Origin of the sequence: Rhodococcus sp. MEB032, from assembly GCF_030208925.1 — a bacterium.
GTDB lineage: Bacteria > Actinomycetota > Actinomycetes > Mycobacteriales > Mycobacteriaceae > Rhodococcus_F > Rhodococcus_F qingshengii.
This window is the reverse complement of record NZ_JARVSY010000011.1, coordinates 21,673-45,315: the sequence shown is the minus strand read 5'-3', so window position 1 is coordinate 45,315 and position 23,643 is coordinate 21,673. Positions and strand designations below refer to the sequence as shown.

Genomic DNA, 23,643 nt, shown 5'->3' with positions numbered 1-23,643 from the left:
GTCTCTCTCGTCGTCACATCTGAAACTCAGGCATTAGGACGGTCAGGCCGTCCCACGCCTCGGAGACCGGAATCTGGCAGGACAGTCGAGAGGTCGGTTGACGCTCAGGGTTCATCGCGAGCATCTCCTCCTCGTCGGAGCCGGAGAGGCCCACCTCCTCGGACCACTGCGGATCGACGATCACATGGCAGGTGCCGCACGCGGCCTCGCCTCCGCAGTCGCCGTCGATGCCGGGCACTGCATTGTTGGTCGCGACCTGCATCAGCGACTGTCCTTCTTGGAAAGGGACCTCGTGCTTCTTGCCGTCGTGTGAGACAAAGGTGACAACTGCCATAACCAACTCCTGATACGTTGTCCTCGCCTTGGGAACTTGATCAAAGTGTCGTCGGGGATGACCGCTACGGCTATGTTCTGCGGAGTCAAAAACTTGTGAATTCGGCTCAAAGGGATCTGGTGAACCAATGATCCTCGATGACGAGGGTGTGCCCCCGCTCCTGTTCGTGCAATTGCTCGAGCGCCAAGCATTCGACCCAGACGCCGTCGCGCGGCTTCGCAACATCATGTCTCGCGAAGGAACCGACGAGGCGACGCTGATTCAGCGCGACGTTCAGGCCCCCATACGGTGGTTTCGGGAGGTCTACCCCGAACTCGACGTCGACCAGGCAACACTGCTCGGCTTTGCGTTCGCTGAACAGGCCCAGTTGACGTCCTTCGGCCCGTTGAGTTCTCCGCTGGTCAGCGCAGGCTCGGTAGCCGAGATCGTGGAGTTGCTCACCTATCTGCCGTTGATCTCGACAGCTCTCAGTCCACAGTTCCATCCAAGTGACCACGGCCTCACCATCGGGTTCACCGCACACACAAGCGATCCGGCCCTGGACTGCCTGGTCGTCGCCTACTGCGGGTCGGCGCTACTGCGACTGCTTGACATGCTCGCCGGCGACATGCCTACCGTCACACTCCACTTGAGTTGGCCGGTGCCGCCCCTCCTGTCCAATCATGAGGACTTAATAGCCGGGCGCCTGTTTTTCGGCGCTCCGATGTCCTTCCTTCATGTTCCCGCGGACACGCTTAACGAGGTTTGCCGGTTCTCCGATCCCCTCACATACCGACTCGCCATCGGCGATCTGCAGCGAACTCTCGACCAGCGGGGCAGGACCACGTCGTTTTCGGAGAAGACGAGACGGCTGCTGGAGAAGGAGCCCGCACAGGGGAGTATCCACTGGGTCGCACGCGAGTTGTCGATATCCGTCAGCACACTCAAGCGGCGCCTCTCCGAAGAGGGGACCACTTTCCGCGAGTTGCGCCAGTCATTCCTGCGCGAGCGTGCGATGCTGCGGCTACTCGACCGATCAATGTCGGTGACTGAGGTCGCCACGGAGCTCGGATACAGTGACCTCACCAACTTCTCACACGCCTTCAAGCGATGGACCGGCCGTTCTCCGAACGAGTTCCGGCATCCATGACGCTGAGCCGCCCGGTCTCCGGCGGGTTGAGGGGGCTGGCGGATGCGGTAAATCAGTGTGGGGCCGTTCCCAGTGCATGAGATCAGTGGTACTCCAGGGGCCGACCAAGATTTCGGTCCGACAGGATCTTCCTGAGTCTCGGGGTCACCGCAACGGCGTGATCAGTGGTGGAATCCGCGTCGACGTGGGCACTTTGCAGCCAAAGCGAGGGGTTATGCCTGCTGTGTGGGCATGGGCATGTGCTCGGGCATGATCATCTTTCTCGGAAGTGACAGCTCCGCATGGGAACCTAGATTTTCCGGATTGAAGGCAGGTGCTGCGGCAGTTGTGGCCGCGGGCCGGAGCGCCAGCCGACCACCTTTGTTCGAGAACGCCTGCTTGGGCACGTCAAGACACCCCCGAAGTTGGGCGCGGCCGCGTCGAGTAACCGGTTGCGTGAGCGTGCTAGCCGCGGATCGGCCTGCTCGTCGACTGCGGTGAGTGAGTCGGTCGTGGCGTGGTCCGGGGCGGTCATGGGAGCGCGCTCCTCCGATTCGTCTCGTTCAGCCCTGGGCGTATGTGTCGACTCTATCCCGAGCCCCCACCACTATGATACGAATGGTCTCGTACCGAGACTGTTGGTCTTTGAGTTGGGAGGCGCCGGTGGACACACCTGGGACGGGCGCTGTTGAGATCGACGGGTGGACCAGGGCCGAGTGGTGGATGCTGACGGTGTCGTGCCTGGCGGTGGCGCTGGTGGTCGCGGCCATGGCGGCGTTGTACTCGGCGTTGCCGCAGATCGCGGTCGAGACCGGGGCGACGCAAGCCCAGTTGACCTGGATCGTCGACGGTTACACGCTGGTGCTGGCGTGTCTTGTGCTGCCTGCCGGAGCAATCGGTGACCGTTACGGGCGTCGCGGTGTGCTGGTCACGGGGCTGGCGGTGTTCTCGGTCGCGTCGGCGCTGCCGCTGCTGCTGGCCGACCCGGTGTGGCTGATCGCAGCGCGCGCGCTGGCCGGGGTGGGCGCGGCGCTGGTGATGCCTTCGACGCTGTCGATCCTGACCGCGGGGTTCGCCGCTGCCCATCGTGGCCGGGCGGTGGGGGTGTGGGCCGGAGTTGCGGGGTCAGGGGCAGTGCTGGGCATCCTCGGCGCCGGGGTACTGCTCGAGCGGTGGTCATGGCCTTCGGTGTTCGTCGGGTTGACCGTGGCGGGGGTGGTGCTGGCGGGGTTGGCGTGCACTATCGCCGAGTCCCGAGAGAGCGAGCATCCCCCGGTGGACTGGGTGGGTGCGGCGGTGGTGGCCGTCGCGATCGCGGCGATCGTGTTCGCCGCGATCGAGGTTCCCGCGCGGGGCTGGGCCGACCAGCTCGTCGCCGCTATCGCCGGGGTCGGTCTCCTGGCAGCGGTGGTGTTTGTGATCGTAGAGCTGCGGTCTTCTGCGCCACTACTGGACGTGCGGTTGTTCGCCCGCCGCGGTTTCGGGGCCGGCTCGCTGTCGGTGACCATCCAGTTCCTGGTTACCTTCGGAGTGTTCCTGCTGTTGGTGCAGTACCTGCAGCTGATCCTCGGCTATGGGCCGCTGGCCTCGGCACTGGCGTTGGCGCCGATGGTGGTGCCGCTGGTCGTGATCTCGGTAATCGCACCGTGGTTGTCGAGCCTCGTCGGGTTGAAAGTGATGACCGTCTCAGGACTGCTTGCCATCGCTGCCGGACTGGTGCTGGTAAGCCGGTTGACCGTGGCCGCGGACTATCCCGGCCTGCTGTGGCCGCTGCTGATCATGAGCGCGGGTCTGGGATTGTGCACCGCCCCGGCGACCTACGCCATCGTCGCCGACACCCCTGCGGCCAAACAGGGGGTCGCCGCCGCGGTCAACGACGCTGCCCGCGAGATCGGCGCCGCGATCGGGATCGCCGTGGCTGGCAGCGTGCTCGCCGCAGGCTATACCCACCACATCCAGCCCGCTCTGCCCCAGCTTCCCGAGCCCGCCCGCGGCCCGGTCGCCGATTCCCTGGCCGCTGCTCTGCAGGTCGCTGACCAGGCCGGACCGGCGGCCCAACCGCTGGCCGAGTTCGCCAAGGCAGCGTTCGTGCACGGCAGCAGCCAGGCCGCGCTCACGCTGGCCGCCCTCACCGCCGCCGGGGCGATCGTGCTGGCAGTCCTCTCTCCCGGCCCCACCACCCGCCGCTCCCGCGCGTCACGCACTCACACGAACACCCCTCCCCGCTCGAACACCCCCTTCTCGTGAAAGAGGCCCCATCATGACGGCCTATCGCACGATCCTCGTCGACACCGACGGATCCGACTACTCCTACCGCGTGGTCGACCACGCCGCCGAGCTGGCTCACGTCACCCACGCCCGACTCCTGATCATCTGCGCCCGTCACGACATCGACGAACGCGCACTCGGTACTGACGTCGACCGGCTGCGAGCTACCACACCCACCGACGCCATCCTGCGCACCGCGCACCAACATGCGATCGCCCACGGCGCCGTCGACATCGAAACTCGCATCCTGCCCGAGCCCACCGTCCGCGCACTGTTTCACCTAGCCGGCCCGACCGCCGACGACCTCATCGTCACCGCGAACCCCCACCGGTCACCACTGGCCCGGCTGCTATTCACCTCGCCGGCCGAGCTTGCCCACAAAGCCCACTGCGACATCCTCATTGCTAATGGTGAGGACACCTACGGAAGGCGTCCATGACCGAGCACACACCCAACACCAACACACCCGAGACCGCCGGCCCCGAACCTTTCGAGGCCGAGGACTGGATCCGTACCTTCGCTGTGGCGCCGCCTGAACACGTCGACCTGCCGCCTCACCACCCCCACTGCCTTGGTTGCGGACCGGCTAACCCTCACGGCCACCAGTTGCGCGTCCGACGCGACGCACACGGCGTCTACGCCCACCACAGCTTCGATTCCCGCCATGTCGGCGCCCCAGCGATTGCCCACGGGGGCGCGGTCGCCACCGTCCTCGACGACTTGTTCGGGTTTCTGCTCTACACCGTGGGAGAGCTCGCCGTCACCCGCCACCTCGCTATCGACTACCTCGCCCCGGTCCTGCTCGACACCCCCTACACCCTCCGCTCTCACATCCACTCCCGCGCAGGCCGCAAACTACACCTGCGAGCCACCATCGAAAACAACCACGCCCACGTGGTCACTACCGCCACCGCACTGTTCCTCATCGTCGACATCGACCACTTCCTGACCCCCCGACACAACGCCTCGGCGGCGACCGCGCCCACTACACACGAAGACCAACAAGGCCCTCAGATGGACAGTCCCTGACGTGTCCCTCTAGCCGATCCGCGATCGGCAGAGCGCTGTGCCGTCCGTGGCGGCAGTCGGAGACGTGATCGAACCGGGTAAATATCTCCGGCTGTACACCCCCAACCGGAGGCCGGTGCGCGCCATCAGGTCGCAGAACGCGGCGTTGCGGCCGTGTTCGGTCACGACGACGGGACGGTGCTCATGGTTTCAGGGTGAGAGATTGCGTGAGGATCGCATCCCGGTTCCGCGCACCCGTCGCCGGTGTGGGGCGACCTCGGCGGTCGGTTTCGGCTCGTGGCAGCGCAGCGTGACTAGGTGCTGATCGTTGCGCGTAGTCGATAGTCGTCTCCTGTTGAACTATGGGCAGGTGGGGCGCAGTATTTACCGATGAAAACCGAAGAGGAAGAACGACTGATCGCTCATGCGGTGACGCGGTTGTCGGTGAAGTATCCGTCGATATCGGCTGATGTCGTTGCGGACGCTGTTGCGTCTGCTCATGCTCATTTCGACGGTCACAAGGTGCGTGATTTTGTTCCTCTGCTCGTCGAGCGCATGGCGGGTGAGAAACTTTCCTCGCTGGTCGCTTCATAATGGCTGTGTCCGCGGCAGAAGAGTCCGATGTTGCGCAGGCGAGAGTGTTTCTGGCTCTGTTGAATTCGGAGATCGACGAGTTGTCGGAGCGCATCGAATCCGCGCTGCGGCTGGTGCGGGGTGCGCGTCCGGTCGCACCGGTGTTGGCGTCGGCTGCGCGCACCGATGCGGCGGCTCTGCGCAAGGACCTTCATCGGGTGCACGCTCTGGTTGAGCAACTGGTACGCCGCTTTCCTGCCGTCAACAGTCCTACCGATGTGCCTGCCGCACGTTCTCTCCGCAGCTGATCGGTTTCCCTCGCAGCATTGATCGCGCTGAGTACGCGGTCCGGAGTCTCCCTCTATCCACAGGCAGCAATGTACGGGGACGGTGAGCTGCGGGGATGGATCGACAACCAGCATCGAGTGCTGCCCCTGCTGTGGTCGTCTGGGCGGCCTATATCGGCGGGGTGTGCCCTAGCGCACATACTCCGGAGAGTGCATTGGATGAGGTTCGGCGCCGTGGCTTGGGGTTCGTGGTCCTGGGTAACAGTCCGGGATCGAGCGTCAGGAGCAGGTGACGGTCAGGGAATAGATCATTTCCAGATTTGTGGGCTCGCCGTTGGCTTGTTCAATTCGCTGCCTGGTGGGGGCGCGAATTGCGCCTACCTGGACGCGTCGTTTCCGGGTTTTCTTGTCGGCACTGCGTAAAGGTCGGTCGTACGTTGTATTGCTCTTCTGCATCTGTCGGCGGTGAGGAGGTATTTTTCGGCGGCGGTGTAGTCGGTGACGGCGGTGCCGTCCGGGCCAAGGGTGTGGGTGATGAGGTCGAGGTAGCGACGCCGGTAGAGGTAGGCATCGGGCTCTGCGAGTAGAAATTCTACGGCGGCCATGACGTCCGGGGGCGGGGCCGTTCGGGTGCGCCGGGCGCGTGCGTTCAGTTGGTGTGCCGGCGGCACCTCGTGACTGTTCGCGGCAGAGTAGAGCCGCGCGATGCGGCGAGGACTGCTCATCGGGGCTCCGCCGCTGCAGGCAGAATGGTCATCGCGTATCCGAGCCGTATGTCGTGGTGGTGCGAGTGGTGGTAGCGGGGCTTTTCCTGCCGGATGTGGTGGGAAGACCTCGGTGTGTAGGCGCGGCGACGCCGGAGGCAGTCATCGAGGCATCACGAACGAGAAAAGGTCCAGCATGTTCATCGGTCTCCTTGTCGTTAGCCGGGCACATGAGATATGTATACCTTTCTGTCCCGCCGGGTCACAGATATCGAAAGTTACAGATTGGAAAACTCGCGCCACGAGCGAACGTGCCGATGTTCTAACGGATCGGGTTCCGGGGCAGCGACCGAATGCCGTCGCCGGCGCTTCGCGTTCGATCGCCAAAGTTGAATGTGCCGGATGTGTTGCGGTCAATAGATTGCCGCCCATACGTTCGCCGATAACCTATATTATGTCATTTTGTGGATGAAAGTCGCTGCACCGCAACGAAATACACCCACATTGAACGTGCATCGTCAGTATCGAATGGCAATATTCGCTACCAGAGCGAGAGCGGACGTCCTGCAGCCTCGGCCGCAGCGATGCGCTCTTCGATGACGTCGACTCCTACGTTTTGTTCGATCCCGGTACGGATCGCGGTGGCAATGGCGCGAGTGCGACCCGCGGGTCCTCGAACGTCGGCGAGTGGGCTGGCGATGTTGCGTCGCCGGAGCTCGTATTCGCTGCGGTTGCTGCGATTGGTTCCCAACTGCATGTGTGCCGGGTTGGTGCAGCCGGCGAAGTCGCATTGGTGGCACAGCACCGCGTCGTCGGTGTTGGACCAGCCCAACCTCGAGATGACACCGTCTTCGAGTTGGTAGGCGAACAAATGCGCCGGCACGGTCCCGCGGCGGGACGGCCCAGGCAGACTCGCCGCCCGGAAGGAACCATGCCCGGTCGAAGACACACCGCCGATCCACGGCCAGCACTGCTCCCGGCGGCGTCGGAATCGCTTGGACTCGAAACGAGAAACGACGGCAGGATTGTCGAGCCAAGAACGCCACAGACGCTCCGGAATGCGTACAGGCTGGGGCTGCCCGATCAACGTCATCTGGAACGCCCGCAGCGCGGGAGCGCTGTCGGGCATGCCGGGCAGCGAGGATGGAGCATCGTTGACGAACGTCATCGGCCCTGCTCCTGACACTCGATCCGGACTGTTACCCGAGTTGACTGTAGAGACACGTGCCGACAACCAGTTGAAGATCCGGGGTATGACCTGTGGTGGGCTTCGGTAACAGTCCACTCGTACCTGCCATTGCGGCTGCCCTTGCGATCATCCCAATGGCCCTGGTTGCCGAGAACGCCAACCTTTGCGCAGGAATGAAACTCACCCTCGAACCCACCGTCGTCAACGGCGCAGCCTTCGCGCACTGGGTTGACGCGATCAGTGACATCGTCGAAAACTCCATCACCGACGGAGAACTCACCGACACCCCCACCGCGCACCGACTCGCATGGAACCTGTGCGCTGGCACCGTCGGAGCAGCCAACGCATCAGCAACCCTGCGAGAAGACATCGACCTCGCAACCTGTCTCGAAGGCGTGGTAACAGCGCAGTTGCGCAATGCCTTCACGCCCGCCTGATCTAAAATACGGGTGTCGACCTCAATATCAACTGGTCGAAATTGCTTGAGGGACAACTAGACCGACAACATCTGCACCATTGACTTAGCGGCCGGATCCCACTTTCGAGCTCAGTTCTCGACCCGAGGGGTCCGGCCGCTAGCTTCCCGCTCGATCCGCGCAAGCTGGATATTGGTATACAACGACGAACGCTTCAAACCCGTGTTCTTACATAGTGTTTCGATCTTGAACTGGCCCGTCTCATAAATTTGCAGTAGGTACGCACGCTCCTCGGGCGAGAGCTTGTGCGGCCTACCTTTCATCTTCCCAGCAGCTGTCGCGGCGGCAACAGCATCACGAGTGCGGGAACGAATCAGATCCGACTCGAACTCCGCCATCAACGCAAGAATGCCAATGAACATCTTCCCCATCGGATCAGCCGGGTCGTACACCTGACCATCAATCGACAGCGACACACCCTTCTCCGCGATCCGCTCCACCGTCTCATGCAAATCCTTCGCCGAGCGAGACAGCCGATCGAGCTTCGTCACACAAAACACGTCGCCGGCCCGAGCCGCGTTGATCGCATTATCCAAACCCGGCCGGCGAGCCTGCCGGCCACTGACACCATGATCGACATAGACCATGTCACGATCCACCCCGGCCTTCGCCAGAAGATCAACCTGAACCGCCGTGTCTTGCCGGACCGTACTGCACCGCGCATACCCGATTTTCACGCCACCCCCACTGCCGAACACGAATTGTCCACTAGAGCCTATGCCATAACGGACAAATCCAACGGACACCAAAATTGGACGTTTCGGTACGAAATTTCGCCACGTCAGTGTCAGTTTCAGAAGACGACTGCATTTTTCAGAAGACGACTGCGCGTTCGGCGGAAGCATCATCACTGAGTCATTCCCTGACTGCTGAACCTCGAGTCGGGGAATTGATCGGGTGTTCCTATCGAAGCCACCGGGTCCATCAATCGTTCGTTGTCGAGACAGTGTCAGGTGAGACATCGTGGAGTCCTAAGGGAATTCCCAGTGCAGCCAGCCCTCGTCGATGCTCGGAACCCAACCGCGACACGGGCGTCCATCCTCGAGTGAAGCAACAACCTCCTCCAGAAGCGAGTCGATGGATGCCCAACTTTCGCCCTGATCGTTGTCTTCTCCCATAAATCCGCGTACGCATCCACTGGAGTGGCCAGCTCGGGTGTCGACGAACAAAAGATCGCCTCGAATGTTGAAGGCGATCGGGATATACGCGGACAAGTAAGTTCCAGAGACCTCCCCCGCAGGCTCGTCGAGCAAACTGAGGCCGCCGACTGCTGCCGTCGTATCTGCCCACATTTCCGTCATCGATGCCCATCGAGATGCGACGAGATCCAACGGTAGCGGTTGGTATTCCGGAAATATCAGGGCGGAGTGCCTTCCGTCCGGGTTCCCGTTCTGGAGACCGAACCATGTCCGTAGTTCGGTCGGCCACTTTCTGCCAGTCAATGCTTCGACCTCGTCCACGAAACTTTGGCCCGCTGGTGGGTCGATCGCCGCGGCCGTTATCGGGGCTTCCCGCAAGCACCAATCGTGAAGCCTCAGCCAGTTCTCTTCCACGCTCATGAACGCACGCTACCCAACGAGCCTTTTCGAGGGTGTCAGTTTCAGAAGACGACTGCACTCTCGGCGAGAGCATCACCACCGCTCATGGATGTCTCTTCACAAGGGACCTTCGATGAGCTCGAGCAGCTCCGCGAGGAGTCGGTCGGCTCGGTCCTCGACCTCGTCGAGGGCCGATGTGACACTGCCGAGAGTGTCGTGAGCGTGTTTGCGGGCCGCGATACCGTGTTCGTAGTAGTCGTCGCCGAGCGGCTCGACCGGAGCCGATTCTGTTGTGAAGCTGTTGTTTTCGGGACTTTTCCGCACGGGTGGACGGATGTGCCGCGGTGCTTGCCCGGATAGGTGCGCGGCGGTGATGTCGGCTACCGCACGAGCGGTGAGCGGCGTGGCGGTCAGTGGGGTGTGGCCCCATCGGTCGATCGGGGTCAGTAGCGGCCGCTGATCGGCCGGGTCGATGCGTCCGTCGTGGCCGGCGAGTTCGTTGCCGTCGCCGGTGTCCATGAGGCCCGCGAGCATGTGGGTGCTGAAATACCGGTCCGAGAATCCGAGAACTTCCATCCACCGCCGATACACCCGCGCTGGGGAGGCCTCGGCTGCTACAAGCCCCGGCGGGGTCACCGCCCGTACACCGTTGATCGTGTCGACGTGTAGGGCATCGGTGACAGGATCGGCGGTGACGTCGCAGATACGCAGCGCCGCGATCTGCGTGTACGTCAGTCCGGTAGGAGCGAGGGTGAGGATCATGGCGTCGCGGCGGGCAAACAACGCTGCCGGCCAACCCGTTTCGGGAAGCCGTGAGATCACCTCACCGGTACGGGCGGCGAGATTGTCGAGGCGTGCCCTGCGCGTCGCGTCGAGGGCGGCGCGGATATTGTCGCTGCGCCCCGGCGCCGGGAAGCCATAGCGGTGATGGGCTGTGTCGATGACGGAGATACGCCGGCGCTGCGTGACCGTACCTGTGGGGTGGGCGGAGAGGAATCTGGCCAGCAGTTCCGGTGATGCCGGCAACGATGATTGGTCGTGGGCGGCGCACCAGTCCGTGAACAACATCCAGGTATGCCGATCCCGCGCCGGTAGCTGCAGCTCCGGGGGTTGGGGTGCGAGATGGGTAGCACTGGTGATGTTGTCGACGGTGCTCGACTCGGTGGTGATGTCGTCGCCTGCATCGACGTGGGTGGTCATAGGCCGAGATCGTTGACGGCGTTACCGATCAAGGGCGCGTTTTCTCTTGCGTACACCTCGACCATGGCGGGGGTGGTGTGCCCGGTCTGGCGCATGATGGCGTGGGCGTCGGCGCCGTTGCGAAAGGCTTGGGTGACGAAACCGGCCCGCAAGGAATGCCCACCCAACTGTGTGACCACGGCGGGGTCGTAGCCGGCTGCGGTGGCGCGGCGGCGGATCGCGGCATGGACCGCTGCCCCGGACAACGGGGTGTCGGAGAGGTTCCCGTTTTTGCGGATCGACCGGAACAACGGTGCCTGTGCACTCGTCTTGGGGATGGCGCCGCGGCAGACGTGCGCATCGAATGGGCCGGATGTCGTGAGTATTCGGATGACCCCGACACGTCCGCCGGTGTCGAACGCTGCCACGACCTGCGCCCACCGTGCCCATGCGCAGGGCGGGCAGTGTTCGTGGCGGGTGGTGAATGGCAGAGCCCGGACCGTGCCGGTGCCGTCCTGATCGGTTTTCGAGCGCCGCAGTCGAACATGCACCCCGTCGAGGCGGTCGAGTTTGACGTCCCCGCACTGTAATTCGACGAGTTCACTGCGGCGGAACGCCCCGGTGTAGCCGATCAGGATCAGGGCGCTGTCGCGGCGTTCGAGGACCTCGTCCGCCCATCCGGCGACAGAATCTCGGGCGGCGGCGGTGATGGTGGTGATGTCGGCGGTCAGCAACGGTGCCCGCGGATTGCGCGGCCGATCTCCGGCGGCGGCGTAGTCGCGGCGGATCCCGGCGAGGGTGCCGCGCACGATCTCGTGCGAGGTCGGGGACTCGTGGCCGGCGCGTCGGTGGCGGTCGGCGATCGCGGCGACCCACTTGGCGAATGTGGGTGGGGCGTAAGCGCGGGTTCCTGTGGTGGTGAGGGTGTCGGCGGCTGCGACGAGATACGCAGCGACGGTCACCGGATGCGCAGGCAATGAACTGTGGCTGTGGGCGGTGCACCAGTGCTCGAATCGTCGCCACGCCGACTCGTACGCCCGCCGGGTGCCGTCGGAGCGAGCCGATTCCATCGATCGCCCGATCCGGGCGGCGACATCGTCGGGCAGCTCCGGGAACACCGCCGCAGTGCCCGCCGCAGCGGGGGAAGACGTGCGGTGGCGGCCGGTGAGCTGCTCATTCCTCATGGCCGGAACAGTAGCGACACCCTCCGACACATCCGTTTAGACGAAAAGCGTGTTGAACTGCGCTTTCAGTAGAGACGGTGCGGGAACGATATTTCTCGTCGGTCACCGCACACCGACCGTGGGTGACGCGCAGCGATGCCTGCAGACCCCTGTTTCGACGCGGCGATCGATCGTGTCACCGATCTCGGTTGCCGATGTCGATGCCCAGCTCGTTGAACGTGTCGTCGATCTTGCGAATCTGCTGGTCGGTGCGGGCTCCGAGCAGGATGAATGCGTGTAGGGATCGGGCGGTGTCGGCGTTTTCTCGGGCTGCGGCAACAACGGCGTCGATCAGCGCGGGCAACTTTTCCCACGCACTGGATGCGGTGTCCGTGTGCGCCGGCGGCGCTGGTACCGAAGGTGGGAAGGGTATTCCGGCGAAGACTGCATCAGCCGGGTAGGGGCTGAGTAGATCGCCGTGTGTTCCAGCCGCGGTGATCGTGCCGTCCTCTATGAGGGTGATCGCGGCAGCGGCTCCGGCGAGGATCCGACTCTGATCGGCCCGATTCAGATATTCGAACGGGCGAGTGAGTGCACGTGGTGGCCGGTCATCGGCGCATTCCCAGATCAGCCGAAGATCGCGGGCATATGTGCCGGCTTTGCTGAGCGGGATGCAGATCTCGTCGATCAGTGTGCGCAGCATCCGGAACCACAGACCCGCGTGCACACGAGCTCGGGGCAACAGCACGCTGCCTTCTGCCAGGGCAGCGGTGGTGCGGTGATCGAGGGCGGTGACCGTACTGTGCACCGGGGTGGGGCGCAGGTCCTTACCGAGGGCACAGACACTCCTGTCCCAGAATACGATCTGACCAGGTACGACATGACAGGGTTCGAGGCGGCAGCGATGCTCGGGGCAGCTCGCCACTAGCGACAGCTGCCATATCAACTTCACACCGATGACAGTGTCCGCGTCGCCGGCACCGATGCAGACCGGGCATACGCGGTCGTTGGGGGTGTCGGTGACCCACGGCAGCCATCCCGGTTCTGTTGGAGCGCGGCGGGGGCGATCACCCTTCGAAAGTTGCGGTGGGATCAGGACCGAGAGTTGGTGGACGTAAGTGTCGAAGTCGCATTCCTCTGGGTCGGTGCTGTCGAGCAGCCACGGAACCCAGCCCGACAGGCTCATCTGTTGTAGCTGATCGAGCGCAACGGTGCTGCGGGCAGCGAGCATTCGGGCCGCGGCATCGGGGATGTCTCGATCGAGATCCGACCCCGCGCCATCGGGGTGGAGTTCGCTCACGAGCTGGACGATGTTGCTGATCCCGTAGAGGTTTCCGATTCGGCGAAGCCAGGAGGTCAGTGCTTCACCGGTTTGAGGCTGCGGGTGCAGGGGCCATCGCTGCACCTCCTCGACCCCCTTGCTCATGCCAGGTCGCGTTCGAACTGTCGGCGCCGCCCACTGGGGCCGGTGTAGTCGGTGATCGTCAAAACGTGGTGGGTGATCGCTTCTTCGCCGGTCTCGATCGCGGCGACCGCGGCAGCGGTGAGGAGCATCGACAGCTCCCCGATGGTGCCTTCGCTGCGGGCAAGCAGATATCCGGTCATCTCCTCCGACGTCAGGTGTGAGGGCTTGCGCAACGGAAAGCTGGCCGTGAAGCTCGCGAGCAGCGAACGGGTATCGGAATCGTTGCCCCACACCGGAAGAATCGTCGGATGGAATCTGTTCTCGAGTTGCGCGTCGGCCCTGATCGCCAGATAGGCCTCGCGGGTCCCGACACCCACTAGCGGCATTCGTAGTTCGTTGCCGAGGTAGCGCAGCAGGTTCAAGAATTCGCGGCGAACACCGTCGCGGCCGGCCAGGAGGTTGTGCAGTTCGTCGATCACCAGCATCTGCACACCGGTGGCGCGCAGCAACGTCAGTGCCAGTTGCTCAAGCTCGTGGACTCTTCGGTGCGGACGGAGCGGAGCCCCCAACGCCGCCAACAATGCCACGTAGAAGCGGCTGACCGACGGCTCCGAAGGCATCTGCACACACAACACCGGGATCTGCTCGCGGTCGGGGACGCTGACCGGCGGGTGAGCGCGGCGAAACTTCTCGATGATCATCGACTTGCCGTTGTTCGTCGGACCGACGAGCAGCACGTTCGGCATTCGCCCTCGATCGGGCCACGCGAGCAGCACCTCAAGCTGTTCGATCACCGCCAGGGCATGGGGATAGCCGATCCAGCGGTCGGCCCGAACATGCCGAATACGCTGCGCCGCAGGGAGCATCGCCAGCGGTTGTGCCGCGTGATGCAGATGTGTCAGATCATCGTCTGCAGGCTCGGTCATGAAGTCACCACTGTTCGATGTCGTCGAACGCCGCGACGACATCACTGGGAGCGGTGGGATCGTCCGGCGGCGGAGTGCTCATCGCCCCGGATGATGTGGTTGCCGGGACGGGTAGGTGTTGGCGGCGGGCGCGGTTACGCCGCGCGGTGCGGGTCGCCTTCTTCGCCCCGTTCGTGATCTCACGCATCTGCTCGATCATCGAGAACAACGCACTCTCGTCGATCTGTGTGCGGCCCCGCTCACGCAACCGGGCGGCTGCAGCGCGGTGCTCCCACAACGTGACCGCCGGATGCGAGAGCGTCCGGTACGGCACTTCGACATACCCTGCACCATTGTCGGGTTCGAGGACCCAGATTCGGCTTATGTCGCGGGGATCACGCCGAATGACGAATGTACCCAACTGCTCCCGGCGACTGATCCACGGTTTGAGCGTGTTCGAGAAGTACTGGACATGATCGATGGTGAATCCCGTGCGGGTCAATCTCCGGCGAATTACCGGAAGGAAATCGACGACGAACGCAGTCTCGTCCACCACCACAGGCGGAGGGTTCCGCAGTGTGGTGATGCTGTCGGACCACTTCGCTGCCGGGCTCTGACCGAGGCTCGAATGCAGGCTCCCGTGGTACGAGGATGTCGAAATAACCAGCCATCGTTCTAGCTCGGTCAGGGTCAGCACCGCTGCTGCCTGCGAATCGTAGCTGCCCCGAGCAGCGGGATCGGAGAACGTGGTGCCGGGTAGTTCATGCACCCTGAGCATGGCGGTTCCGATGATGCGTTCGACGATGCCGCCGTAATGCGGGCGACCCGGTGGTCGGTATCCGAGATCGATGCCATGCTGCTCGCAGCCCCGACGCAACGCTTCACCTTTGAACTCCGCTGCGTTGTCGAGATAGAGCCGCCGCGGCTTTCCTGCCATCGGCCACTGCACCTGCCCGGCCAACCCCATCGCCTCCAGCCAGCCATTCTTGTCGCAGGCCACCCGGCCCAGACACAACCCGACCGATACCGCGGACGGCGGTTCGAGCGTCACCACGAAACCGAGGACACATCGGCTGAATACGTCGATCGCCATGGTCAGATACGGGCGGCCGATCGGTTCGCGGTCGTGCTCGTCGACGATCATCAGATCCACCACGGTGTGATCGATCTGCACCTGCTCGAGTACCGCTTCCACCGGAGGAGGGACACCGCCGGCGCTTTGGCGCGGCCGCGCAGCATCCTGGCCCCCACGCAACCTGGCTACAGTTCCGGGATGCATCGCTGCGATCCGCGTTGCCACCGTATTGCGCGCCGGCACCCGCAATCCTGATCGATGACAGGCCAACGCAATTCGGCGGTATATCGCCGCGACACTGAGTTTCTGCCGCTTCAAGAACTCCTTCGCGAGATAATCGGCGATCACCTCCTCCACCTCGGCGCTCACTCGGCCCCGGCCGCGGCCACCCGAAGGCGGTGCGATCAGCAGATCGGTGACAGCCCTGATCCGCAGCGAATCCGATCGATCAGGCTGTATACCTGCCGGCGCGAGAGCTGCAACCGCTCGGCAGCCTCGTCGGCCGCCGCGAAACCGACTGTGTCCACCCCTGCCAACGGCGCCAAGACCGCGAACCTCGACCGGGCCAGCTCCCACTGCTCATCCGACGCTGTCAGTACGCCGCTCTCGACGATGCTGATTCTCTCCGCATCCACGACACGCCTCCGCAGCATGGCCTCGAGCGCAGCTGCCGAGTGCACTGCACTTCTGAACACAGAATGTCAGAAGACAACTGCACGCAAGGCCGAAATCGCAGGACACCGTGCAGTCGACTTCTGAAAATGACATGAATCGCACGTAGGAGCGTGTTCGAGATCGTCCGGTATGACGATGGTCAAAACGCACACCGAAACCCGCAGGAAGGAACTCAGGGAGTTTTCGGGAAGGCGGTCCGTGGGAAGGAGTTCTAGAATCCGACGCAAATACTCCATCGGCTGGAGACGTCCGCCCGAGGCACGGGGCGACGCACCACCATCGGAGGAAACGTGCGAATGCTACGACAAAGTCTGCTAATCGAGTATTCCGCATTCCGGTCAGCGACGAAGACCGCCCGGCACTCCGGATTTCCCGTCTGCGGCGAAGCCTGCGTGTTCGCGAGGGCGAAAACGCTCACACCTTGAGTGAAGAAGAAGCCAGTTAGCCGCGCGGCGGATGTCTGCGCCATCGATTCCTGCCCGGGTCGGACTAAAAGACGGCCCAACAGAGAAACTGCAGCAGATGTCATGCCGATCATGTCATTCGAACGGAGGATATTGCTCAACGAATATTTGTGAAATCATTTCTGGCAGATAAGGATGTTTATCGGCTACTTCAAATTTGTTGGAACATGGCAATCGGAAGCGAACTAATTAATGTCAATTTTTCGTTACGAAATAGTTGAGAATCAGAGCGGTTTGGTCACATGGTCGGCCTTGCGGGCTCGATTGTATCTGGACTCAGGCCTGATCAATCGAGAAGATCTGGATGAGTGCGGGCTGTACACGGATGAATACGACCAGCATTCACAGCATCACGTCGTGTATGCCGGATCCGACAGCACCGGGCCGGTTGGAACCTGCCGCATCATCGATGGTCGCACAACGAACCTGCAGGTGGCGAACCACTTCGACCTCCCGGTGGAGAGCAACGCGTTCGAGATTTCAGGTTTTGCTATCGCAAAAGAATATCGGAAGACCTTCATCACTCTGGGATTTTACAAAATCATGTACACCGTTGCGGTGAATCAACAGTACGACTTCGCATACATGGAAGTCGAGCTCCCTTTTCTTGAGGCACTGCGAGAAATCGGCTTTCCAGTAGAAGTATTGAGCCCTCCGCGGCACCTCTACAACACAGAGAATGTCGCTGTTCGCATTCGTGTTTCTGATGTGATTGCTTCTTTGAAGTCGGCGGACGACCGTCGAAACAACCTGACACGATTCGGCGACTTTTTCGAGGAGCCGTTCCACGGGATCGTAGACACCGCAGACATATTCAGCGAAGCCAGAGTTCCGGTTGCACCCCGATGATCGAGGCACCGCGCCCCTTGTGGCTGGCCCGCAATTCCGGTCTCATCTCGGCCGAGCAACAGGACTCACTGGATGCAGCCACCGTCCTGGTCGCAGGCGTCGGCGGAGTCGGTGGCAGAGTCGCTGAAGTACTTGCACGGATGGGCGTCGGCCGACTGAAACTGACTGACCCGGACCACTTTTCCTCGACCAATCTTAACCGCCAGGCCGCATGCACGAGCGAGACACTGGGCAGGAACAAAGCAGAAGTCGTTGCCGAACTGTGCCGGATTGCGGCACCAGGAGTCAGCGTTTTCACGAACCCCGGCGGGGTAACGGCCGAGAACTTGGCAGAGCTGCTCGACGGCGTGGATGTCGTGATCGACGGGACCGACTACCTGCATCCGGAACTTGGACTCCTCATAGCGCAGCAGGCCCGGCAGCAGGGCATCCCTGTAGTACTTGGTGTCGAAGTTGGGTACGGAATCTGGGCAACGGCATACCTACCTACTACGAGCACATTCGAGGAAATGTTCGGTTACAAGCGGGACTGCGCCGCACTAGACGTGGAAGCGGCGCCTTTGTGGCGGTGGATCGTCTCGGTTCCCCGGTATGTGCGCTTGTCCGAGTTGCGGCGCCTTGCGCGCGGGGAAATCCAAGCGCCGGCACTCGCTCCCGCCGTCGAGTTGAGCGCTGCAGTGTTATCGACCATGGTCTGCCAACTTCTGTGGGGGCAGCGTCCCCACGCCACTGCCCCGCGACTGTTCAGGATCGATCTGATGACCGGCTGTTGCCGGGTCACCCGGCATTCACGAGTGCGGTTTGCCGTGTCCTTGGCGGCGGCTTTGCTGACACGCTGACCAGGCGCGTCACAACTGTCTTTTGTGTTCCCAGATGGTTGGTTATACAACTCGATCGCGTCGCGGCGGAATTCGGTGTAATTTTTCTTTGCCATCGGGATCGATCTTCTCGCCCCCGGCCTGAGACCGGGATCAAGCGTGTCCAATCCACGGGTCAAGGCCCTTCGGCATCCTCTATCGACCTTGGTGCTGGCCGTCCGGCGTCGGAACTTCATGGCTAGGACCCTGTGCGGATCCGGCCATAAGGGCGATAACGAGAAGGGCGCCGCCGATGACCGCCAGCGGCGCATAAAACAGCCATACTGACCAATTGCGGAACTGGCTCGGCCACCACCAGCGCCGGGGGCCCGAATTCGTCGCGAGACCACTCATTGACAAAGGCACCGCGGAGTTGTCGTCGGCCACGGAGTCATACACGCGCCTGGCTCTGCGTTCGTTGTCCAGATAACGGGAGTCCAAAGCGCCAAAGGCCGCGAGAACTAGGATTCCGACCGCGAGGAACGGCCAACTCTCACGCACAAGAGCGACACCAAATGCGGCGCCCGCCAGTGTCACGGACCACGCTTTTGCTGCTGCCGAAGACCCTGCCATCCGTCCGATCGCCCCCGAGATAAGGTCCAGATGCTTACGCCGGTCCTCTCGGTCTTGGTCACTGGTCAAGTCGTAGCCGGGCGGTTTGGAGGCCGCCACAGCAGGCTCCAACTCGGACCGCATCACGTCGAGTTGTGCCGGCGTCCATGTCGGGTTCGGCGCCGGCCAAAAGTCTCCAACAACGTCCCCATGCCATCTCGGCAAGATGTGAACGTGCAGATGATCCACCGTTTGGCTAGCGGCTAACCCATTCGACTGAATGACATTGAGCCCATCCGGCTGCATAGCATCGCGCACAGCACCAGCAATCCGAATCGTCTCGGAGGCCAGATTTCGAGCCGCGCCATGAGTCAACGACCATACATCGGACACGTGATCATCCGGCACGACAAGGACATGCCCCCGTGTGGCGGGCTCGTCCGGTAGAAAAACACTGATGCCGCGACCCTTCGTCACCATCCGCGCAGGAGCGTCCCCAACAACGATGTCGCAGAAGACGCAACCGGGTTCGCGGGCCACCTCTGTCAGGCTCGCTTTTTGGCGTTGGCGATCCAGGAGTCGATGTTGTCGGCGATGTTCTTGTACACGTCAGTGCTCGTACCCCCGACAGGATCATGCAGATCAACGCCGGAGTCCAGGCAAGCGCCACCCTTCAGTTTCACGTTGGAGAACGGGTTAGCGCCGCGGCTGGACGTCTTCCCGTCCAGACCCTTCAAACCGTGGATACGAATTCCAACGAGCGGTCGGTAGTCGTCCCACGCCTTACGGATCTCATAGTCCACCCACTTACGCGAAGCAGTCTCGGAACCAACTAGAACAACCACTGCACTCTTACGCAGCATCTGCGTGTGAATCCAATTCTCGATCGCGGCGTCAGTCTTGTACTTCACCGACTCCCAATCCTGGGCAACCACGAGCGAGTCACCTTCGATGGCACCCATCTTCAGTACCTGCTGCACACGGTCGGCGTCACCGGTGTAGTGAAAGCTCGCAAAAATTGAACGGGCCACTTTCGTGTCCTCCCATGTCATTGAGCGGGTCTCGGCAAGCATAGAAGCGACTACCGACAATCCTGCGGTCTTGCCTAAGTTCCAATCACAGCGCATCCAAATCGGCGGCCATCACTTGAGCACTTTTCGATTACTGGCGCGAGACTACAGCCACTTCAGCGACTTCCTGGGACCCGTCGGTAAAGATCGTTCTCAAGTAGTCAGTTCCGTCGACCTTTGCAGCTTTATCGAGTACCGAGCGGGCACCGTTAGTCAATAGAAAAGACGCATGAGGGCGGTTCGGACCGGACATCGGCGGCGTCGCTGGGAAAATACCACTCAGCCAGATTGACTGTTTCGTTGTCGACGTGTCGGTTCAGGGTGACACGATGAATCGATTGTTTGTTGATGAAAGGTGCGGTGCGTGGCAGATAGTTCCGCTGACGGTGTTCCAGCTCATCTGGAGGACCTCCAGTCAGGTGTGATGTTGATCGGCGTTGCCTCGGAGCCAGTGACGCTCGTGGCTGTGGATCGGTACGGCACAGAGGCAGTGACCGTGACCTTCAAAGACGCCTCAGGCGGCCTCGGACAGCAAGTGCTGTACAGGCTCGACGAGGAACGCCTACGGATCGCGACCCCCCAGTCCCGGTGGGGTTTCGACGCTGACCCTGCCGACTTCCGGCTTGCCACCGAGGCCCTGCGGATCCGGATGGCAGGGCTGCACGATCCGATGGTCGCCGTCGCCTCGAGCGCCGTGGACCCTCTGCCGCATCAGATCCGAGCGGTCTACGGAGAGCTGCTGCCGCGAACACCGCTCCGGTTCGTCCTTGCCGACGATCCCGGTGCAGGAAAGACCGTGATGGCCGGGCTGTATGCGAAAGAGCTGATGCTCCGCGGGGACCTGTCCCGGATGCTGATCGTCGCCCCCGGCTCACTAGTCGAGCAATGGCAAGACGAGCTTGCGACGAAGTTCGGAATCGCGGCCGAGTTGCTGTCGCGGGAGTTGATCGCTTCCTGCGTGGACACCAATCCGTTCGACCGGCACCCGATCCTGATTGCCCGGATGGATCAACTCGCCCGCAACGACGACCTACTTGTGTTGCTCGACTCGAGCGAGTGGGATCTCATCGTCGTCGACGAGGCGCACCGGATGTCGGCCAGTTGGTGGGGCGGACAGCTCGACACGACCCGCCGTTACCTACTCGGCCAAAAGCTCGGTGAGATCACCCGGCACCTCCTGCTGATGACCGCTACCCCGCACTCGGGCAACGAAGCCAGCTTTCAGGCGTTCATGGCCTTGGTGGACCCGGACAGGTTCGAGGGCGAATACCGGGCAGGGGCCCACACCACCGACACTTCCGGGTTGATGCGGCGGGTGGTCAAAGAGGAACTGCTTACCTTCGAAGGCAAACCGTTGTTCCCCGAGCGGATCGCCGAGACAGTTCCCTACACCCTCTCCGACGGGGAACAGCACCTCTACGAAGAAGTGACCCGGTATGTGCGGGAGGAAATGAACAAGGCCGGCCAACTTGGTAACGACAACCCCCGGGCCCGCACTGTCGGATTCGCCCTCACCGTGCTCCAGCGTCGCCTGGCGTCCTCGACTCATGCGATCGTGCGATCACTGCAGCGACGCCGCGACCGACTCGAGAGCAAACGTCGTGACATGCTCACCCCGCAACCGCGGCTGCTCGACGACACCACACTCGGGGCCAGGCTCGCCGACCCCGACGAACTCGACTCCCACGAACTCGAGGACCTCGAGGAACAGGTCGTCGATGCGGCGACTGCTGCCCGCACTGTCGCCGAACTCGACGTCGAAATCGCCCAACTTCAGAAACTCGTCGCACTCGCAGAGCAGGTTCGCGACTCCGGTGAAGACCGGAAATGGGCGGAACTGCGATCTCTGCTCTTGGACGCAGACCTGTTGCGCGACCCACAAAGCGCACCGCGGAAGCTGATCGTGTTCACCGAACACAAGGACACCCTCTTTTACCTGACCGAGCAGATCCGCAACATCCTCGGCCGGCCCGACGCGGTGGTGACCATCCATGGCGGTACCCGCCGTGAGGAGCGCCGCGGTATCCGTGAGCAGTTCACCCACAACCCCACCACCCAGGTTCTTGTCGCCACCGACGCTGCCGGTGAAGGCTTGAACTTGCAGGCTGCGCACCTGATGATCAACTACGACCTGCCGTGGAACCCGAACCGTATCGAGCAACGTTTCGGCCGCATCCACCGCATCGGGCAAAAGCACACCTGTCGACTGTGGAACCTCGTCGCCGCAGGCACCCGCGAGGGCCAAGTATTCACCCGACTCCTCGAGAAAATGGAAACCCAGCGCCGCGCCTACGGTGGACGACTCTTCGATGTCCTCGGTGACGCGTTCGCCGACCAGCCGCTGCGCGGGTTGTTGATGGATGCCGTCCGCTACGGCGACGATCCCGCCCAGCTCGACAAACTCAACCAGATCATCGACGCCGAGGTCGCCCGCGGATTGTCCGATCTCCTCGACGAGCGTGCCCTCGCCCGCGAGAGCCTCGATCCGCACGAGCTCGAACGGTTACGCCGCGAGATGGATGAGGCCCGCGCCCGCAAACTCCAGCCGCACTATATTGCCGCGTTCTTCAAAGATGCCTTTGCCCGTACCGGCGGCCGCCTCACCCGCCGCGAGGCCGGCCGATTCGAGATCACCAACGTCCCTGCCTCACTACGTTCCAGGCAGCGACCCGGCGCTGCCCTGCCGATAGCTTCGCGCTATCACCGAGTCACGTTCGACACCGCCAATATTGATGCGGATGGCGGGACGAGAGCCGAGTTCCTAGCCCCCGGGCATCCTTTGCTCGACACAGTCCTTGATGCCACCATCGAGACTCACCGCCATGCCCTTGAATCGGGCACAGTTCTGTTCGATCCGACAGATCCTGGTGAGCAGCCGCGTCTGATCGTCGCAGTGACTGGGGAAATCACCGACGGCACAGGCCAGGTGGTCTCCAAACGCTTCGAATTCATCGCACTGACCCCAGACGGTCAAGCAACCAGCTGTGGGCCGGCGCCATACCTGGATCTGCACCCGCTGCCCGATACCGCCCGCACCGCCGCGGACAGTGCGCTTGCGCAGTCGTGGCTCGCCGGCGGGGTTGATCGGCTCGCCGAATCGTGGGCGATCGCCCACGCCCAACCCCAGCACTTGGACGAAGTCCGATCTCGAGTACTCCCACTGGTGGAAAAGACCCGCACCGCGGTGCACAAGCGCCTCACTCAACAGGTCAACTACCTCGACAGTGAAGCTGCACGTATCCGCGACAGTAGCTCCTCCGCCCAACGCGGACGTCCAGCGAAGAACAAACAGAACCCCGAGCGCCTCGAAGCCCGAGCCCGCGACCTCGAGGCACGCCTGGAGGCCCGAACCACCGAGCTAGACCGTCACGCCCGACTTGCGGCGAAACCACCCCGCGTCGAAGGAGCTGCCCTGATCATCCCGGCAGGGATGCTGCCGGGCCCGGTAGCCACATACGCCCGGGACACCGCGCGTGTCGAACGCCGTGCAGTCGACGCGATCCTCGCCGCGGAACGCGCACTCGGCAGGGTCCCCGAGGAGATGCCGCACAACAACAAGGGCTACGACATCCGCTCCCTCGATGCGGACGGCCGCTACGTGTTCATCGAGGTCAAAGGGCGCGTCGAAGGTGCGGAAGATTTCACCGTCACGTTCAACGAAGTCCTCTACGGCAAGAACGTCCCCGATCAGCACCGCCTCGCCCTCGTTGCCGTTAGTGACCAAGGGGCAGATCATGACCAACTCAGGTACGTACACGAGCCATTCCGCCGCATCGACATGGGCGACCTTGCCGCCACCGAGGTTCGCCTCGACTGGGCCAAGACGTGGGCGAAGGGAACCACGCCCTCGTAGCGGATCACCACGGCCCGCCTGAACAGGACCGACCCAGAAGACACGCGGGTAGCCCGATAATGTTCACACCACAATATGCTGCACCAGCAGCAAAAACCTTTAGACAAGGAT

Annotated in this window: 23 protein-coding genes; 10 read left to right on the top strand and 13 right to left on the bottom strand. The window is 62.7% G+C overall.

All coding sequences use genetic code 11. From position 1 onward, the window contains the following. Positions 1–13: 13 nt before the first annotated feature. On the bottom strand, positions 14–334 hold the full coding sequence (locus QRN54_RS14360) for a 2Fe-2S iron-sulfur cluster-binding protein (protein ID WP_003942421.1): 321 nt from the start codon (positions 332–334) through the stop codon (positions 14–16). A 127-nt stretch (positions 335–461) separates the two neighbouring features. On the opposite strand from QRN54_RS14360, the gene QRN54_RS14355 reads away from it, so the two are divergent. From QRN54_RS14355 to QRN54_RS14330, 6 genes are all read left to right on the top strand, one after another. Further along, positions 462–1,463: an AraC family transcriptional regulator gene (locus QRN54_RS14355; protein ID WP_003942428.1), complete on the top strand. Its 1,002-nt coding sequence runs from the start codon at positions 462–464 to the stop codon at positions 1,461–1,463. A 702-nt stretch (positions 1,464–2,165) separates the two neighbouring features. Beyond that, the gene (locus tag QRN54_RS14350) at positions 2,166–3,689 is read left to right on the top strand and encodes an MFS transporter (RefSeq protein WP_019750069.1); all 1,524 of its coding nucleotides are present in this window, start codon (positions 2,166–2,168) and stop codon (positions 3,687–3,689) included. Between the two features lie 13 nt (positions 3,690–3,702). Then, on the top strand, positions 3,703–4,149 hold the full coding sequence (locus QRN54_RS14345; RefSeq protein WP_019750070.1) for a universal stress protein: 447 nt from the start codon (positions 3,703–3,705) through the stop codon (positions 4,147–4,149). Then, on the top strand, positions 4,146–4,739 hold the full coding sequence (locus tag QRN54_RS14340; RefSeq protein WP_019750071.1) for a PaaI family thioesterase: 594 nt from the start codon (positions 4,146–4,148) through the stop codon (positions 4,737–4,739). Before QRN54_RS14345 ends, QRN54_RS14340 begins: the two co-directional genes overlap by 4 nt. Before the next feature lie 369 nt (positions 4,740–5,108). Then, entirely contained in the window at positions 5,109–5,312 is a 204-nt protein-coding gene (locus tag QRN54_RS14335; RefSeq protein ID WP_019750074.1) for a three-helix bundle dimerization domain-containing protein, read from the top strand. After that, positions 5,312–5,599, top strand: a complete 288-nt coding sequence (locus QRN54_RS14330; protein ID WP_019750075.1) for a hypothetical protein — start codon at positions 5,312–5,314, stop codon at positions 5,597–5,599. The genes QRN54_RS14335 and QRN54_RS14330 overlap by 1 nt, the downstream gene beginning before the upstream one ends. A gap of 356 nt (positions 5,600–5,955) precedes the next feature. Here the strand turns inward: QRN54_RS14330 and QRN54_RS14325 are convergent, their stop codons facing one another. Together QRN54_RS14325 and QRN54_RS14320 are read right to left on the bottom strand one after the other, a co-directional pair. Next, a complete protein-coding gene (locus tag QRN54_RS14325) occupies positions 5,956–6,303 on the bottom strand; it encodes a hypothetical protein (protein ID WP_223304650.1) in 348 nt (115 codons plus the stop codon). A gap of 520 nt (positions 6,304–6,823) precedes the next feature. Then, positions 6,824–7,450 carry a hypothetical protein gene (locus QRN54_RS14320; RefSeq protein ID WP_234552569.1) on the bottom strand — a complete coding sequence of 209 codons (627 nt, stop codon included), beginning with the start codon at positions 7,448–7,450 and terminating at the stop codon, positions 6,824–6,826. Between the two features lie 194 nt (positions 7,451–7,644). Here QRN54_RS14320 and QRN54_RS14315 point away from each other — a divergent pair, with 194 nt between their 5' ends. Beyond that, positions 7,645–7,908: a hypothetical protein gene (locus tag QRN54_RS14315; protein ID WP_230544130.1), complete on the top strand. Its 264-nt coding sequence runs from the start codon at positions 7,645–7,647 to the stop codon at positions 7,906–7,908. 110 nt (positions 7,909–8,018) lie between these two features. Here QRN54_RS14315 and QRN54_RS14310 read toward each other — a convergent pair whose 3' ends face one another. The 8 genes from QRN54_RS14310 to QRN54_RS33740 all read right to left on the bottom strand — a co-directional run bounded on the left by QRN54_RS14310 (position 8,019) and on the right by QRN54_RS33740 (position 15,847). Beyond that, positions 8,019–8,795 carry a recombinase family protein gene (locus QRN54_RS14310; RefSeq protein ID WP_285182322.1) on the bottom strand — a complete coding sequence of 259 codons (777 nt, stop codon included), beginning with the start codon at positions 8,793–8,795 and terminating at the stop codon, positions 8,019–8,021. Between the two features lie 123 nt (positions 8,796–8,918). Further along, a complete protein-coding gene (locus QRN54_RS14305) occupies positions 8,919–9,506 on the bottom strand; it encodes an SMI1/KNR4 family protein (RefSeq protein WP_166503098.1) in 588 nt (195 codons plus the stop codon). 96 nt (positions 9,507–9,602) lie between these two features. After that, positions 9,603–10,685 carry a recombinase gene (locus QRN54_RS14300; RefSeq protein ID WP_285182318.1) on the bottom strand — a complete coding sequence of 361 codons (1,083 nt, stop codon included), beginning with the start codon at positions 10,683–10,685 and terminating at the stop codon, positions 9,603–9,605. After that, positions 10,682–11,848, bottom strand: a complete 1,167-nt coding sequence (locus QRN54_RS14295) for a site-specific integrase (RefSeq protein WP_285182317.1) — start codon at positions 11,846–11,848, stop codon at positions 10,682–10,684. The genes QRN54_RS14300 and QRN54_RS14295 overlap by 4 nt, the downstream gene beginning before the upstream one ends. Before the next feature lie 175 nt (positions 11,849–12,023). Next, complete coding sequence (locus QRN54_RS14290) at positions 12,024–13,253, bottom strand: TniQ family protein (RefSeq protein ID WP_095972675.1); 1,230 nt, start codon at positions 13,251–13,253, stop codon at positions 12,024–12,026. Next, positions 13,250–14,158 carry a TniB family NTP-binding protein gene (locus tag QRN54_RS14285; RefSeq protein ID WP_095972676.1) on the bottom strand — a complete coding sequence of 303 codons (909 nt, stop codon included), beginning with the start codon at positions 14,156–14,158 and terminating at the stop codon, positions 13,250–13,252. The genes QRN54_RS14290 and QRN54_RS14285 overlap by 4 nt, the downstream gene beginning before the upstream one ends. Positions 14,159–14,162: 4 nt before the next feature. Beyond that, entirely contained in the window at positions 14,163–15,560 is a 1,398-nt protein-coding gene (locus QRN54_RS14280) for a TnsB C-terminal domain-containing protein (protein WP_285182312.1), read from the bottom strand. 56 nt (positions 15,561–15,616) lie between these two features. Next, positions 15,617–15,847: a hypothetical protein gene (locus QRN54_RS33740; protein WP_285182311.1), complete on the bottom strand. Its 231-nt coding sequence runs from the start codon at positions 15,845–15,847 to the stop codon at positions 15,617–15,619. 696 nt (positions 15,848–16,543) lie between these two features. Here QRN54_RS33740 and QRN54_RS14270 point away from each other — a divergent pair. Continuing rightward, on the top strand, positions 16,544–17,200 hold the full coding sequence (locus QRN54_RS14270) for an N-acyl amino acid synthase FeeM domain-containing protein (protein ID WP_285182310.1): 657 nt from the start codon (positions 16,544–16,546) through the stop codon (positions 17,198–17,200). Next, positions 17,197–18,039 (top strand): ThiF family adenylyltransferase, encoded by an 843-nt coding sequence (locus tag QRN54_RS14265; protein ID WP_285182308.1) that lies wholly within the window; start codon positions 17,197–17,199, stop codon positions 18,037–18,039. Before QRN54_RS14270 ends, QRN54_RS14265 begins: the two co-directional genes overlap by 4 nt. Positions 18,040–18,213: 174 nt before the next feature. Here the strand turns inward: QRN54_RS14265 and QRN54_RS14260 are convergent, their stop codons facing one another. Next, positions 18,214–19,149: an HIT family protein gene (locus QRN54_RS14260; RefSeq protein WP_285182306.1), complete on the bottom strand. Its 936-nt coding sequence runs from the start codon at positions 19,147–19,149 to the stop codon at positions 18,214–18,216. 5 nt (positions 19,150–19,154) lie between these two features. Beyond that, on the bottom strand, positions 19,155–19,640 hold the full coding sequence (locus tag QRN54_RS14255) for a TIR domain-containing protein (protein WP_285182304.1): 486 nt from the start codon (positions 19,638–19,640) through the stop codon (positions 19,155–19,157). A gap of 403 nt (positions 19,641–20,043) precedes the next feature. On the opposite strand from QRN54_RS14255, the gene QRN54_RS14250 reads away from it, so the two are divergent. After that, positions 20,044–23,532, top strand: coding sequence for a helicase-related protein (locus QRN54_RS14250; RefSeq protein ID WP_502944051.1), 3,489 nt, complete (start codon positions 20,044–20,046; stop codon positions 23,530–23,532). The last annotated feature ends 111 nt before the right edge of the window (positions 23,533–23,643 follow it).

Bases quoted from the DNA above. Each gene is read 5' to 3' on its own strand.
- QRN54_RS14360 (WP_003942421.1), bottom strand. From the start codon at position 334: ATGGCAGTTGTCACCTTTGTCTCACACGACGGCAAGAAGCACGAGGTC.
- QRN54_RS14355 (WP_003942428.1), top strand. From the start codon at position 462: ATGATCCTCGATGACGAGGGTGTGCCCCCGCTCCTGTTCGTGCAATTG.
- QRN54_RS14350 (WP_019750069.1), top strand. From the start codon at position 2,166: ATGCTGACGGTGTCGTGCCTGGCGGTGGCGCTGGTGGTCGCGGCCATG.
- QRN54_RS14345 (WP_019750070.1), top strand. From the start codon at position 3,703: ATGACGGCCTATCGCACGATCCTCGTCGACACCGACGGATCCGACTAC.
- QRN54_RS14340 (WP_019750071.1), top strand. From the start codon at position 4,146: ATGACCGAGCACACACCCAACACCAACACACCCGAGACCGCCGGCCCC.
- QRN54_RS14335 (WP_019750074.1), top strand. From the start codon at position 5,109: ATGAAAACCGAAGAGGAAGAACGACTGATCGCTCATGCGGTGACGCGG.
- QRN54_RS14330 (WP_019750075.1), top strand. From the start codon at position 5,312: ATGGCTGTGTCCGCGGCAGAAGAGTCCGATGTTGCGCAGGCGAGAGTG.
- QRN54_RS14325 (WP_223304650.1), bottom strand. From the start codon at position 6,303: ATGAGCAGTCCTCGCCGCATCGCGCGGCTCTACTCTGCCGCGAACAGT.
- QRN54_RS14320 (WP_234552569.1), bottom strand. From the start codon at position 7,450: ATGACGTTCGTCAACGATGCTCCATCCTCGCTGCCCGGCATGCCCGAC.
- QRN54_RS14315 (WP_230544130.1), top strand. From the start codon at position 7,645: ATGAAACTCACCCTCGAACCCACCGTCGTCAACGGCGCAGCCTTCGCG.
- QRN54_RS14310 (WP_285182322.1), bottom strand. From the start codon at position 8,795: ATGATGCTTCCGCCGAACGCGCAGTCGTCTTCTGAAAAATGCAGTCGT.
- QRN54_RS14305 (WP_166503098.1), bottom strand. From the start codon at position 9,506: ATGAGCGTGGAAGAGAACTGGCTGAGGCTTCACGATTGGTGCTTGCGG.
- QRN54_RS14300 (WP_285182318.1), bottom strand. From the start codon at position 10,685: ATGACCACCCACGTCGATGCAGGCGACGACATCACCACCGAGTCGAGC.
- QRN54_RS14295 (WP_285182317.1), bottom strand. From the start codon at position 11,848: ATGAGGAATGAGCAGCTCACCGGCCGCCACCGCACGTCTTCCCCCGCT.
- QRN54_RS14290 (WP_095972675.1), bottom strand. From the start codon at position 13,253: ATGAGCAAGGGGGTCGAGGAGGTGCAGCGATGGCCCCTGCACCCGCAG.
- QRN54_RS14285 (WP_095972676.1), bottom strand. From the start codon at position 14,158: ATGACCGAGCCTGCAGACGATGATCTGACACATCTGCATCACGCGGCA.
- QRN54_RS14270 (WP_285182310.1), top strand. From the start codon at position 16,544: ATGTCAATTTTTCGTTACGAAATAGTTGAGAATCAGAGCGGTTTGGTC.
- QRN54_RS14265 (WP_285182308.1), top strand. From the start codon at position 17,197: ATGATCGAGGCACCGCGCCCCTTGTGGCTGGCCCGCAATTCCGGTCTC.